Below are 13,874 nucleotides of genomic sequence, written 5' to 3'. Positions count from 1 at the left end.
TCCTCATGTCAGACCTGCACGGTCCAGTGCTGGTTCGTGTGCGACTCGTCGTTCCAGCAGGTGTACTGCAGCAGCCGGGCGCCGTCCGTCGTGAGGGCCCGGTCCACGTCGAGGCACTTGCCGGAGTGACGGGCGATGATCGCGACGTAGCCGGTGCCGGCGTCGCTCAGCCGCCACTGCTGGCTGGTGCGGCCGTCGCAGGTCTGCTGGACGATCGCGGCCGTGTTCGCCGTGGAGGAGCCGGCCACGTCGAGGCACAGTCCCGAGTGCCGGGAGAGGATCTGGTAGTAGCCCCCGCCGACGTCGTGCAGCTGCCACCGCTGGTCGTCGCCGCCCGAGCAGCCGGCCTGCTCGATCGCGGTGCCGGCAGTGGTCGAGGAGCCGACCGCCTCGGCGCACTTGCCGGAGTGCCGCGCCTTGAGTGTCGTCGTGTCGGCCAGCTGGGACAGTGCCGATGTGAGGACGGGCACGTAGAAGTCGGTGATGCCTGCGATGTTCGGGTGCGTCCCGGTGCCGCCACTGCCTGGGAAGGTGTTGACGAGGTTGTCGAACGTGTACGCCACCCGCTGGGCGTCATCACGCGTGTCGAGGGTCGCGTCCGCGAAGACGTCGGCCACCGCGATGCCCCACTTCTGTGCGGCTTGCAGGTACACCTGGCGCAGGGCGAGTTGGGTGTTCCAGTCCCGCGAGCCCATTCTGTGGGCGGCCACGTACACGAGCTGGGCGGACGGCCACTTCTGCCGCATCGTGCGGATGGTGGTTTCCAGTGTTCCGGCGTACGTGCCGGTGTCGAACGTGGCGGGGTCCTGGGAGGCGCTGACAGTGCCGACCGTGTAGGTGTGGTTGCTGAAGATCTCGCCGGCGTCGTTCGTGCCGCCGTCGAAGACGACGAAGTCGGGCGCCTGCGAGTTGGCGTTCTGCACCTGGGTGAGGATCTGGTTGCTGGTCGGACCCACGGTCGCACCGTTCACCGCGTACTTCGTCAGCGTCATGCCTTCACGTTCGGCGAGGAAGTTCATGAAGCTGCGGGAGTACTTGTGTCCCCAGACGATGCTGTCACCGAAGGCGTAGACGGACGAGCCAGTGAGGGATCCGTAAGCGGGGTTCGCGGGGCGGGTCAGGCGGAAGTTGTCGATGGACTGCACACCGGTGCCGTAGTAGTTGCAGGCGACGAACTTCGCCAGGTTGGTCCCCGTGATGGTTTTCGTGCCGGAGGCCAGCACGATCGGCGCGGCCTCCTTGCTGGTGATCGTGTACTGGACCTTCTGGAGGGTGAAGTCCATGTGCAGATCGACCGTGTGCCACTTGGTCCGGTCAAAGCTGATCTTGGTCCAGGTGGGATTGAGTGAGTCCGGAGCGGAGGTGGAGTCCGAGTCGGGCCCGGTCACGGCGTAGCGGAGTTCCGCTGCGGTCGCGGCCAGCCCGAAGACGAGGTGTCCGGCGTTGTCGCGCAGTTCCAGACCGGTCTTCATCCCGGTGCTGGTGATGGCCGTCTTCCAGTCGAACCGCAGGTCGAGCGTCTTCTCCTGGGTGATCGACGACGCGAACGGCCGCACGGACGTCGTGTAGTTGCCCATGCCCTTCGTGACATCCAGTACGCCGTTGCCGATGGCGGCCCCGACCGGGAAACCGAAGTTCGCGGGGTTCGTCTGAGCGTCGAACGTCTCGTTGATGAACGTCGCGCCGGGGGTTTCGGCGGCGGAGGCGGCCGGAGCTGTGAGGAAGGCCGCGAGGAGCAGGATGCCGGCGGCCAGGGAGCCGGCCCATCTTCGGGGCCGACGGCCCGTTCTGCGTATGACCGTATACACGTGATCTCCCTTGATCTGGTGATACCGACCGGTGCCCGGCGGGGAGGAAGGGCCCGGCCGTGACTCGGCCCGAGGGCGCACAGAAAAGCCACGAAGTACCGGGAGTGATGAGGTGTCCGAGAACAGCAGGGGCAATTTAGTGATCGTTCACCTGAGCGGTCAAGGTGTCTGCAGGTGATCGTTCACTACGCGGGGGCCCCACCGGCACGACCGGAGCCGACCCGCTCTGGACTGCGGCGAAACTCTCTCCGTCCACACCATTGACACGCAAGCGTTACAGCCAGTCTTATGTGCGCCATCGTTGATTTCGGTCAGCATCTGATCGCCAGGGCCCCGCCATCGCCTGTCGGCTCGATCGCGCTGCGCCCGACCCCCCTGCCTCGAAGGTTCCTGACGGGCCGTCGAACACTCAATCGTGATCGTTCACTATCCGGCAGAAGTTCACCACACGGAGGTAATGCAATGAAGTCGAACACCGGCCCTTGGTCGCGCCGCAGATTCCTCGCCACGAGCGGGGCGGCAGCCCTCGGGGGCATGGCGCTGAACCTCGTCGGCGGCCTCCCGCGGGCCGCCGCGGCCGGCGGCGTGGTGTCCCACGTCGACACATCGAAGTCCACGTACGACAAGATCACCTTGATGGTCGACGGGAAGCCCTTCTTCCACAGTGGGGTCCAGTTCCGGTACGAGAAGCACAAGTACACGTTCGGCTGGACGGACGCCCAGTTGAAGCCGGTGCTCGGGATGATCCGCGACGACGGGTTCACCGTGGTGAACATCCCGATCTGGTGGTCGCAGATCGAGCCCTCGAAGGACACCTTCGACTGGACCGACATCGACAAGTACCTGGCCTGGTGCGGGGAGTACGGCCTGAAGCTGGAACTGCTGTGGTTCAGCCATGAATCGACCGGTTCGTCCATCGCGGCCCGGATGCCGGCCTATGTGATGAACGACTACGAGTTCGTGGTGAGGTCCGACGGCACCAGGCTGACCCTGAACGGCAACCCCCTCCTGGACAAGACCGATCCGAACCTGCTCGCCAGGGAGAAGTTCGTCCTCGGCCGGCTCATGGCCCACCTCGCGTCCGCCGACACCGCGCACACCGTCGTCGGCATCCAGGTGCTCAACGAACCGAACGTGTCGAAGCAGCAAGGCGGCTCCGCCATCGACCGGAGCTACAGCACCTACAGCACCGACCGCTGGAACAGCGGCGGGTACACCGACGCGGTGAAGTTCCGCAAGGACGTGCTGCTGGACTACCTGACCCAGCTGGGTCAGGTGATCAAGCAGTCGGACTACTCGGTGTACACCCGGGTGAACCTCGCCGGCAGCGCGGACACGGTGCCGGTCGCCGAGAACGAAGTCCTCAGGAGCCAGGGAACGGCGACCATCGACTTCTTCGGAAGGGACCTGTACACCAAGGGCCTCGACACGCTCTACAACTACGGGAGGGACGGCCTCTGGGCCCAGGGGAAGAACTTCCCCATGGTCCCGGAGAACTTCGGAGGATCCGCGGCGGCGGACGTCGAGAAGTTCAACGCCATCGCCGGCAACACCGCCCTCAATCTGTACGCCGCCCTGGACCCGGACTCCAGCACGGGCAGCAGCGACCACGGCCTGTACAACTTCAACCCCACCACCAAGGTCGTCACCCGCAAGGCCGTCTCGGACAGGGTCGCCCGGCTCAACCGCGCGCTGAACAAGATCCACCGGGACCTCGCCAGCAGGACTCCGGTGGAACGCGGGGGAACCAACCTGCAGACCTTCAACCGGGCCGCGACCGCCGACGCCACCACCACCAAGCCCGTGGGCGGCGTCGACATCACCTTTACGACATCGAGCGGTGCGCAGGCATTCGGCGTCAGGCGCGGTCCGGCCGAGTTCGCTTTCACCACCACGACCCAGGCCACGTTCACCCTGCCGGGCACCATCGGCGTCGTACGGTCCGTCGAGGTCGGCCGGTACGACACGAACGACAACTGGGTGAAGTCCGGCACGAAGGCGTACAGCACCGTGTCCGGGAACACCGAAATCACCCTGGCGGCAGAGGAATGCGTGCGGGTCGCCTACCTCGTCAGCGGCGCGCGGTACAAGCTGAGGAACACGTCCTCGGGCAAGTACCTCGACACCGATGCCAACGGCGCGGTCATCGTTTCGTCCGGGACCATCTATGACGACCAGGACTGGATCGTCGCCAGGGACACGTCAGGATCGTGGACCATCAAGAACGTGCGGACGGGACGCTTCTACCTGGAAGCCGGCGCGAGCAACAACGACGTCATCTGGAACACCGGCACCGTCGCGGACGCCTCGCTCTGGAACCTGGAAGGGGTCGCGGCAGGCGGGCTCCGCGTCAGGAACACCCACACGGGAAGGGCCTACCTGTACGGGAACTCCGCGGATCAGGCGAAGTGGAACACCGGAACGCAGGACGCGAGCACGGTCTGGGAGTTCCAGCCCAAGTAGCCGCCCCCGCCGTCCCCTCTCCCGCGAGCCTGGAAAAGGCGATACACGCGGGGGAGAGGACGGCGCAGGGTGCTCGTGTAATGATTGCTGCATGACTCAGGCCGACGTGTTGGCGGCTCTGGACGCCAGGGCCGCCGACCAGTGGGGTCTGGTGACCACCGCGCAGGCGAAGCTGGACGGCGTGCAGGGCGTCCAGCTCCTGCGGCTCGAGCGGTCCGGGGCACTGGAGAGCGTGGGACACGGGGTGTACCGCCTGGCCGCCTCTCCCCCGCCGGAGCACCTCAGGATCAAGGTCGCGTGGCTGCGGCTGGATCCCGGGACACCGGCGCGAGACCGCCGTGCGGACGCCCCCGGGGCGGGCGTCGTCTCCCACACCTCCGCGTGTGCGGTGCACGGCCTGGGGGGCCGGCCCGCCGACTTCGTGGAGCTGACGGTCTCGTCCCGCCGTACCACTCGTGACGAGACCGTCGTGCTGCATCGCGCCGCCATGGACGCCGAGGACATCACCGTCGTCGACGGGCTGCCCGTGACCACCGTGCCGCGTACCGTCGTCGACCTGCTGGAAGCCCGTGCCGACGCGGCCCGTACGGGCACGTTCGTCGCCGAAGCCGCCGCCCGTGGCCTCGTGCGCGTCGACGACCTCGCGCCACGGGTCGCGGGCTTCGCCGGTGTCTACGGACTGCCCGCGGAGGCGTCCGGCGCGGAGCTGCTGGAGTTCCTGTGCGAGCAGGCGGGGCGCCCTCTGCGGGCACGGAAGGCCGGTCGGCCCGCCGCGAAGGCCGCCGGTCCGGCGGCGGCCTCCACCCCGGAGAGGAAGCGGCCCACCATATGGGAGGTCGCCAAGCGGGCCGGCGTGTCGCACCAGACCGTGTCCCGGTTCCTGAAGAACGACAGCGGCATGAAGCCGACGACGCGAGCGAGGATCGAGCGTGCCGTCGCCGAGCTGGACTACCGGCCCAACCTCATGGCGCGGTCGATGCGCACGCAGCGGTCCCACCGGATCACCATCGTGCTGCCCGAGTTGAGCGGCTTCGTTCCGATCCCTCTGCTGAGGGGTGCCGCGGCCGCGGCGCACGAGGCCGGGTACATGACCGACGTCGTCGGACTGGAGGGCGGCGAGTCGCGGCGCGCCCGCAGCGTGCTGTCCCTGCTGGAGGGCCGGCAGGCGGACGGGGTGCTGTCGCTGGTACCGCTGGGGGATCTGGCAGGCGGCCAGGGCGCCGGCCAGTGGCCCGTGGTGGTGCTGGGCGAGTACGACGACAAACTCCAGTCCCGGGGACGGCTGGCCGACGGACGGCCCGCCGAGGAGATCCTGCGTCACCTCGCGGACCAGGGGCACCGCCGGTTCCTCCACGTCGCCGGCTCGCAGGACTGGGCCTCGGCACGCAACCGGCGGGCGGTCTACGTGGAGGCGGTCGAGCGACTGGGCCTTACGTCCTACGGCGTCGTCGACGGGGACTGGTCCGTGCGCTCCGGCTACGAGGCCGCGCGGGACCTGCCCGCTGATTCCGGCGTGACGGCCGTGCTGGCCGCCAACGACTACGTCGCGCTGGGGGTGCTGCGCGGCTTCCAGGACCGCGGAACGCGGGTGCCCGAGGAGATGAGCGTCTTCGGCTGGGACGACGAGGAGTTCACCCGGTACTTCTCGCCGAGCATCTCGACGGTGCACATCAACAAGGAAGAGGTAGGCCGGCAGTCGATGCTGTCGCTGCTCGCTCTCCTGCGCGGCGAGCCCGAGCCGAAGTCCGAGGTGACGAATCTGTTCCACCTCGTGCCGCGAGGGTCGAGCGGCCCGGTCAACCGCTGAGTCCGGTCGGCGTTCCTGGTAGGGCGTCACGCAAAATGTGAACGATCACTACGCAACTCTTGACCACGAAGGTGACCGTTCACTACGTTCGGGCTGCCGCCCTGTTCGTATCGGCGAGAGCCCAGTTCGTCCGACAGAGCCGTTCCCCTCGACCGCACGGTCACGCGTGCACGCCTTGGGCTGAGCAGGTCGAACCGACCTTCTTCGTCAGCGGTTGACGAACCCCCGGTGCCGCGCCCAGGCACCGCCCGAGCTTCTACGAAAGAGCCACATGACTGAGTACAGCCAGCCCGCGAGGGTGGCGATCGTCGGTGCCGGCAACATCGCCGACGGCTGCCACATGCCCGCCGTCCAGGCCCAGAACGGCGAGGCGACCGTCATTGCCGTGGTCGACGTCGACCTGCGGCGCGCCGAGGCGTTCGCTGCCCGCTGGGGCATTCCCGCCGCCTACGACAGCCTCGACCGGATGCTCCAGGAGCAGCACCCGGACCTGGTCATCGTCTGCACGCCCCCGATCGCCCACGGCGAGGCCATCACCGCCTGTCTGGACGCCGGCGCGTCGGTGTGGTGCGAGAAACCCCCCACCCTCTCGGTCGCCGAGTACGACGCCGTCGCCGCCCACGAGCGCGAGGGCGGCCCCTACGTCTCCTACGTCTTCCAGCACCGGTTCGGGTCCGCCGCCCGGGCCCTGCGGGAGCACATCCGCACCGGCAGCCTCGGCGCTCCTCTGGTCGGTGTCTGCCACACCCTGTGGTACCGGGACGACGCCTACTTCGACGTCCCGTGGCGCGGCAAGTGGGAGACCGAGGGCGGCGGTCCCACCATGGGCCACGGCATCCACCAGATGGACCTCATGCTGGCCCTGATGGGGGAATGGACCGAAGTCCGCGCAGCCGTGGGCACGTTGGCCCGCGAGGTGGAGACCGAGGACGTCTCCATGGCAATGGTCCGCTTCGCCAGTGGCGCCATGGTGTCCATGGTCAACAGCCTCCTCTCCCCCCGCGAGACCAGCTACCTACGCTTCGACTTCCCCGAGGCCACGGTCGAACTGTCCCACCTCTACGGTTACGACAACACTCACTGGACGTGGACCCCCGCACCTCACCGGGCCGAGGCCACGGCCGCCGAGCTCGGGGCACCGCTCGACGACGAGGCCAGTTCGCACGCCGCGCAATTGCGCCTGCTGCTGCGCTCCCTGCGCGCCGGGCAACGCCCCGAAGCCAGTGGTGACGACGGCCGCCGCGTCCTGGCCTTCATCGCCGCCCTGTACCAGTCGGCGACGACCGAACGTCCCGTCACCCCGGACATGATCAGCCCGGACAACCCCTTCTACCACTCCATGAGCGGCCGCCTCCGCGCCGCCCAGGACAACGCCGACAAGGAGAAGACCGGTGTCTGACAGTCACTTCCGGATCGAACACGACGAGGCCGGGACCGAGTTCGTGGTGTCGGCCGCGGGCACGGACCTCGCCACGTACGTCTACCGGCCGGACAGTCCTCTCGAGGAATCCCCCAAGCCGTATCTCTACCCGTTGAAGACCCTCTCCGGTGCGCCCGTGGGTGTCTACCGGCCCTGGGACCACCGCTGGCACAAGGGCCTGCAGATGACCTGGTCGCATCTGTCCGGCGACAACTTCTGGGGTGGGCCCACCTTCGAACAGGGGGCGCCGGGCCACGGCTACGTCTGGCGCGAGAACCACGGACGGCAGGTGCACCGCGGCTTCGGCCGGCAGGACGACCGCGGCAGCGAGGTGTCGATCTCCGAGGTCCTGGACTGGGTGGCCTCCAGCGACGAGGTGTGGATCGACGAGACCCGCACCCTCCGCTTCCACAGCGCCGACACCGACGACGGCGTCTGGGCGCTGGACTTCACCACCGACCTGACCAACGTCCACCACGAGCCGCTGGAACTGGGCAGCCCCACCACCCACGGCCGCCCCAACGCCGGATACACCGGACTGTTCTGGCGCGGGCCCCGGGCGTGGACCGGCGCGGACGTCATCGCCGACGGGGGTCATGAAGGCGACGCCGTCATGGGCACCCAGGGCGCCTGGGCGGCCATCACCGGCGAACACGACGAGATCGACGGCGGTGCCACGGTCCTCGCCTACGCCGGCACCACCACGGCCGCCGTCCCGCTGAAGTGGTTCGCCCGCAGCAGTGCCTTCGCCTGCCTCAGCCCGTCGCCCGCCTTCGACACCGAGATCAAGCTCGAGCCCGGTGAGACCCTGTCCCTGAGCCACCGCTTCGTGTTCATCGACCGCATGGTGGACCGTCGTGAACTCGAGCCGATCGCCCAGAGGTTCACGCCGTGACCGCCCTCCCCGACTTCCCCGGAGCCGTGGGACTGAGCCAGCTCGAGGTGTACCCCTGGCCCACGGCGGACGACGAACACGGCGGCTCGCCCCACATGCACCTCGTCTGCTCGGAGTGCTACGTCGTCGTCAGCGGCCACGGCCGGCTGGAGACCCTCAACCACAAGGGCCACACGACGACCGAGCTGCACCCCGGAGACACGGTCTGGTTCACCCCGGGCACGATCCACCGCGCCATCAACGACGAAGACCTGCGCGTGATCGTCGTCATGCAGAACAGCGGCCTTCCTGAGGCGGGCGACGCAGTCATGACCTTCCCGCCCGCGCACCTCTCCCCCGAGACCTATCCGGACGCGGCCTCGCTCCTCGACGCCGACGGGACCCCCGACCCCGAGCGCGCCCAGGCACGCCGGGACCTGGCCATCGAGGGGTTCAGGGAGCTGACGCACCAGTGGCGGCGCGGCAACCGCTCGGCCTACGAGGACTTCTGCGCGGCAGCCGTGCGACTCGTCCAGCCACGCCTGGACGCCTGGGAGAAGACAGTCGACGACGGTGCGCTGGCCGCCGCACAGGCGGCACTGCGGCAGATCGATTCGCTGCGCAACGGCGACTTCAACCACCTGTACAAGGCGACCGTCTCACGTATCGCCCAACCGCCTCGGCAGACCCTGGGCATGTGCGGTTTCCTGCGCGCCTACGACCCGGCCCGCCGGGCCGGCACATCGGCCGAGCCTCAGTGACGCCCCACCACCCGAACACGTCCGAACCGGTGCTGATCAGCCCGGGTTCGAACCAAGGAAAGTATTTCGCATGAGTTCGATGCTGCCGGAAGACGGTAGGCGCGCCGACGCGGCCCCCACCCCGGTCTTGTCAGGGATGTATCCCGATCCATCGGTGTGCCGAGTAGGCGAGGACTACTTCCTGGCGAATTCGTCGTTCGAGTACAGCCCCGGCGTCCCGATCTGGCATTCCCGGGACCTGGTCTCCTGGCGTCAGATCGGCAACGCCCTGACGAGGGACGATCAGTTCCCCGCGGGCCGGTCGCCGTCGAGTCGCGGCATCTACGCTCCGACGCTGCGCCATCACGGGGGACGGTTCTGGCTGATCACCACGAACATCGACGATGCTCGCGGTGGTCATCAGGTCTACCACGCGACCGACCCGACCGGGCCGTGGTCGGCGCCGGTGTGCCTGACCGAACTCGACGGCATCGACCCGGACCTGGTCTGGGACGACGAGGGAACGTGCCTGGTCACCTACTGCTCGTGGTCCGAGACCGAGATCGGCATCAGGCAGGTCGCGGTCGATCTGGAGCAGGGCGTGGTCCTCGAGCAGCCGCGATGGATCTGGCACGGCACCGGCCTGGCCCATTCCGAGGGGCCGCACCTTTACCAGCGCGGCGACTGGTGGTACTTGGTCATCGCCGAAGGCGGCACCGACCGGGGCCACGTGGTGTCGGTCGCACGCTCACGCAGTCCCCGCGGGCCGTTCGAGGCAGCCCCGCACAATCCGGTCTTCAGCCACCACAGCACGGCTCATCCCGTCCAGAACGTCGGTCATGCCGATCTGGTCGAGCGCCCCGACGGGACCTGGGCAGCGGTGTATCTCGGCACACGGCCGCGCGGCCGCAGCCCGCGCTTCCACGTCAACGGGCGTGAGACATTCCTCGCCGACGTCTCCTGGGCGGAGGACTGGCCACACTTCAAGCCGGCGAGCGCAGGCGTCCCCACCGGGCAGCGGGACTTCGAGGACGACTTCTCCGCGCCCGGACCGCATCTCAGGTGGGTCTCGCCAGGGGAGCGTCCCGACCGGTTCGTCCACAGCGTGCCGGAAGGGGTGGTCGTGCGTCACGCACCGAGCGAGACCGGCGAGCCCTCGGGCCTGTTCACCCGGGTCGGCGGAGACCACTGGGAGGCCGACTTCCTCGTCGATCCAGGGAAGGGTGCGTTCACCGTCGCGCTACGGCTCGACGGTGCTCATTGGTACGGGCTGCGCGTCGCCGACGGCGAAGTCACGGCCGTCGCACGGATCGGACAGATCCAGACGACTCTCGGCTCCCGCCCGCTGCCCGACTCCCCTGTCACCCTCCGCATCCGATCCACGCCGCCGACCTGGAACGGACCGGACGACATCGAACTGGGCATCGGTGACGGAACCGGCACCAATGTCCTCGCCCGCCTGGACGGACGCTATCTCTCCACCGAAGTGGCGGGCGGGTTCACCGGGCGCTTGGTCGGCCTGTGGACCGAGTCTCGGGAGGTCCTTGTCCGCCGGGTCCGGTTCGCCGAACAGCTCGTGTGACACCGTCCCGTGACGGACTCACTCCTATCCCCCAGGCTCTGCCTCACGAGGCACTTTCCGGCTTGGCATACGGAACCGACATGGCCCAGGTACCCATGGCGTCGAGGACGTCGCGCAGCCCCCCGCGGGCATGGCGTTCAGCCGACGGCGGGTGCCTCCTCGCACGGCTTCCACCAGAACGACTTCTGGGGAGCTGACCGTCCCGGTCCAGTGTGCATGGACTGTTCAGTCGACGTCGCGGCGGGCGCTGGGGTGCGTTCTGTGCGTCGACGGCAATCAGCGGGTCCGGTGTCCTGTGTGCCGGGAGGTCGCGTTCCGGCATGGGGAGTTGTCGTCGGCCAAGGAGCCGGCGGCCAACCCCGCCCAGGACAGAGCGACCCGGCACACAACGGGCTGAGCCCGCCGCCACGGTCGTGGGCGCGGAGGTTCGTCAGGACGGGCAAGAGATGCGGCGTCGTGGAGTGCATCCGCGTGTACGCGCGTCGCCCCAAGTAGTTCCAGAACCTCGGTGACGTTGCGCCGGGTCGATTCTGTCCAGGCCGCCTCCAATTCGTCGTAGTGGCGAGTCGTCACGAAGGGCGACGGCCAGCACCTCGTTCTTGCCCGATCCAGGCGCTGAGGAACAGCACCTCGACGACCACCACATTGACGATGACGAACGCCCACATCGCCCAACGCGCCGTGTCCCCCGCAAGCACGGTGCCAAGGATGACTGTTCGCTGCCGTCGCCCTCCAAGTACACCGGTGTAACGCACCTGGGCACTGCCGGGGCGCCTTCACCTGCGCGCGGAGATCTCGCCTGGTGGAGCAATCGCGGCGGAGCCACACCCGGCGATTCCACAACCGTTACAGTGTTGCCGACCCTGTCCACCGCGCCGGAGCCGACCTTGCCGAACCTGTCCAACCTCGAGGAGATCTTCTCCGACGAGGGTGACGGCGTCGTCGGCCCCGTGCGGTCGCCCGGCTGGCAAAACAACGTATCGCCGCAGGGACTCACGGTGACATTGATCGCCGACTACACGTTCCCCGGCCGGGCGTGGTTGCCCTCTGCGGCGATCGTGGCATTGCTCGGAGAGTTCCAAGTGACCGCGGGCGCCGCCCGTACGACGATCAGCAGGCTGATGCGCCGTGGGGTGCTGGAGGGCAGCCGGCAAGGGCGGTACAGCTCCTACCGGCTTACGTCGCGGGCCGCCGTCGATTTGTGGAGCGGCGCCAGCTCGATCGCCACCTTCACCACCCAGCCCGACTCATGGGACGGCCGGTGGACACTGATCGCCTTCTCCGTCCCGGAACAGGAGAGCACGCGGCGGCGCGCACTGCGCACCGCGCTGCGCTGGCGCGGATTCGCGCCGCTGTACGACGCGCTCTGGGTGTCGCCGCACCCCCTGACCCCCAAGGGGCGGATCGAGGTGGCCGACCTGGCGCGGGGAGCGGTGACGGTGTTCCGCGCGCGGCAGGAGGAACTGGACACGGAGGTCGACCGCAACCCGGTCGAGGCGTGGGACCTGCGCGGCATCGCTGAGCACTACCAGGCTTTCATCGACCGTTGGAGCGGCTTGCTTCCACACATCAGCACCGACGGCGTCACCGGTGCCGACGCGGTGCGCGCACGGACCGAGGTCATGCACGCCTACCGGCACTTCCCCATCCTGGACCCGCTGCTCCCCATCGGGCTGTTGCCGCCCGGCTGGCCCCGGTCACGGGCGCGGGAAGTCTGCGTCGCGGTGTACGACGGCCTGCTCCAGCCGGCTCAGGATCATGTCCGCGCCGTGGTGACCCGATTCGCGGAGGGACCGCACCCCGACATCAGGGCTCATACGATCGCCGGCATGAGCGCAGGTATCAGCCACGGCTGACGGCCCGCCGCGAGTGTGATCGAGCGGTCCGCGGAGACACCACGCAGCACCTCCCGGCCCCTGCGATCCATCGAATTCGTTTCGAATGCAACAGAGTTGGGCGCCGATGATTGACAGATCGGCACCCGATCGGGAATCTACCTGTTGCAAGATAAGTGGGAACGCTCCCACAGGCGCAGCACACGAAGAGCGGAAGGAGAGGCACCCCCTGCGCCGCTTCCGCAGAATCAACACCTCCCCGTCAGATAGGCGGGCAGGTAGGCGCGAAGGGCTTCTCCCTCAACGAGTCACGGTTCGGCCGGTGTTCAGCGGCTCGCCGCGCCTCTGCCGACAAGGCCACACACGCCGATGACCACCACGGGCAGGCCCGGAACGTCCCCCCATGCGCGATTCGCCGTCCTGATCCCCCCGGCCACTCCCCCACCCCCTCGGTCAGCCTCACCGCCGCGGCTTCACCAATGCCTCTGCGCGACACCTGACCGAGCAGCGCTCCGCACACCCCCCACACCAGGAGTCCTCATGACCATGCAACGGCGTAGTTTGCTGACCCTGAGCGCAGCCGGAGCCGCGGGCGTAGGTATGTCCCTGCTCGGTACGGGACCAGCAGGTGCCGCCGCGAGGGCCGGAGCTCCGACCCAGCGGTTCGCGGTCGGCGTGCGCCCATACGCCTGCAGCCGCGGCAGCCGCCGGTGGACCAACTACGTCTATTACCCCGCCACCGGCGCCCCCGGTGGCTCCCCGGTCGCCAACGCCCCCGTTGCCCAGGGCGTCTTCCCGGTCTGCGAGTTCATGCACGGCTTCAGCAGCAGCCCGCAGAATTCCCTGGCGGTGATCCGTCCCCTGGCCGAGGCCGGGTTCATCGTCCCCGCCCCCCACTTCGCCAACCTCAGTGGCCAAGACGTCTACAACGGCAACCAGTCCAAGGACGTCTCCGAGGTCATCACCCGGACCCTCGCCCTCAACACGGCCGGCGACCCGCTGGCCGGCCACATCAACACAGCGGTCGGAGTCGGCGTCTCCGGCCACTCGATGGGCGGCATGACCACCCACGGCCTGCTCACGGCCTGGCCGGACGCACGGATCACCGCCGCGATCCCCATGTCCTGTGTGGACATGGGCAACCCGAGCCCGTCGGTCCGCGCCAAGGCCCTCTTCATGCACGGCGACCGGGACGGAACGTGCCCGATCTCCTCCGCTCGTCAGGCGTATCGGGAACTGCCCGCCGCCAAGGCGTTCCTCACCTTCCGCGGCGCCGGCCACAGCAACTATTTCGGCGACTCCCGGACCATCAACACGTTCGTGGACTGGATGCGGTGGAGCCTCT

At 68.4% G+C, this 13,874-nt stretch carries 9 protein-coding genes; 8 read left to right on the top strand and 1 reads right to left on the bottom strand.

Annotated features, from left to right (window positions below; all coding sequences use genetic code 11):
• Nucleotides 1-8: 8 nt before the first annotated feature.
• Entirely contained in the window at nucleotides 9-1,808 is a 1,800-nt protein-coding gene (locus tag F3T56_RS43455; protein ID WP_149830984.1) for an RICIN domain-containing protein, read from the bottom strand.
• 462 nt (nucleotides 1,809-2,270) lie between these two features.
• On the opposite strand from F3T56_RS43455, the gene F3T56_RS43450 reads away from it, so the two are divergent.
• The 8 genes from F3T56_RS43450 to F3T56_RS43415 form a co-directional block, all read left to right on the top strand.
• A complete protein-coding gene (locus F3T56_RS43450; RefSeq protein WP_172639446.1) occupies nucleotides 2,271-4,271 on the top strand; it encodes an RICIN domain-containing protein in 2,001 nt (666 codons plus the stop codon).
• Between the two features lie 91 nt (nucleotides 4,272-4,362).
• Nucleotides 4,363-6,078, top strand: a complete 1,716-nt coding sequence (locus tag F3T56_RS43445) for a substrate-binding domain-containing protein (protein WP_149830982.1) — start codon at nucleotides 4,363-4,365, stop codon at nucleotides 6,076-6,078.
• 271 nt (nucleotides 6,079-6,349) lie between these two features.
• Nucleotides 6,350-7,477, top strand: a complete 1,128-nt coding sequence (locus tag F3T56_RS43440; protein WP_149830981.1) for a Gfo/Idh/MocA family protein — start codon at nucleotides 6,350-6,352, stop codon at nucleotides 7,475-7,477.
• On the top strand, nucleotides 7,470-8,393 hold the full coding sequence (locus F3T56_RS43435) for a DUF6807 domain-containing protein (RefSeq protein ID WP_149830980.1): 924 nt from the start codon (nucleotides 7,470-7,472) through the stop codon (nucleotides 8,391-8,393). Before F3T56_RS43440 ends, F3T56_RS43435 begins: the two co-directional genes overlap by 8 nt.
• Entirely contained in the window at nucleotides 8,390-9,133 is a 744-nt protein-coding gene (locus F3T56_RS43430; protein WP_246204688.1) for a cupin domain-containing protein, read from the top strand. Before F3T56_RS43435 ends, F3T56_RS43430 begins: the two co-directional genes overlap by 4 nt.
• A 70-nt stretch (nucleotides 9,134-9,203) precedes the next feature.
• Nucleotides 9,204-10,694, top strand: a complete 1,491-nt coding sequence (locus F3T56_RS43425) for a glycoside hydrolase family 43 protein (RefSeq protein WP_246204682.1) — start codon at nucleotides 9,204-9,206, stop codon at nucleotides 10,692-10,694.
• 851 nt (nucleotides 10,695-11,545) lie between these two features.
• Complete coding sequence (locus F3T56_RS43420; RefSeq protein ID WP_149830979.1) at nucleotides 11,546-12,550, top strand: PaaX family transcriptional regulator; 1,005 nt, start codon at nucleotides 11,546-11,548, stop codon at nucleotides 12,548-12,550.
• A gap of 519 nt (nucleotides 12,551-13,069) precedes the next feature.
• Nucleotides 13,070-13,874 (top strand): alpha/beta hydrolase family protein (locus tag F3T56_RS43415; protein ID WP_246204675.1); only part of this gene is annotated, 805 nt, incomplete at its 3' end.

Source organism: Streptomyces tailanensis (assembly GCF_008386495.1).
GTDB classification, from domain to species: domain Bacteria; phylum Actinomycetota; class Actinomycetes; order Streptomycetales; family Streptomycetaceae; genus Streptomyces; species Streptomyces tailanensis.
The sequence above is the reverse complement of the archived record's forward strand: the minus strand, read 5'-3'. Positions and strand labels throughout refer to the sequence as shown.

Coding starts and splice junctions, on each gene's coding strand:
- F3T56_RS43450 (WP_172639446.1), top strand. CDS start 2,271: ATGAAGTCGAACACCGGCCCTTGGTCGCGCCGCAGATTCCTCGCCACG.
- F3T56_RS43445 (WP_149830982.1), top strand. CDS start 4,363: ATGACTCAGGCCGACGTGTTGGCGGCTCTGGACGCCAGGGCCGCCGAC.
- F3T56_RS43440 (WP_149830981.1), top strand. CDS start 6,350: ATGACTGAGTACAGCCAGCCCGCGAGGGTGGCGATCGTCGGTGCCGGC.
- F3T56_RS43425 (WP_246204682.1), top strand. CDS start 9,204: ATGAGTTCGATGCTGCCGGAAGACGGTAGGCGCGCCGACGCGGCCCCC.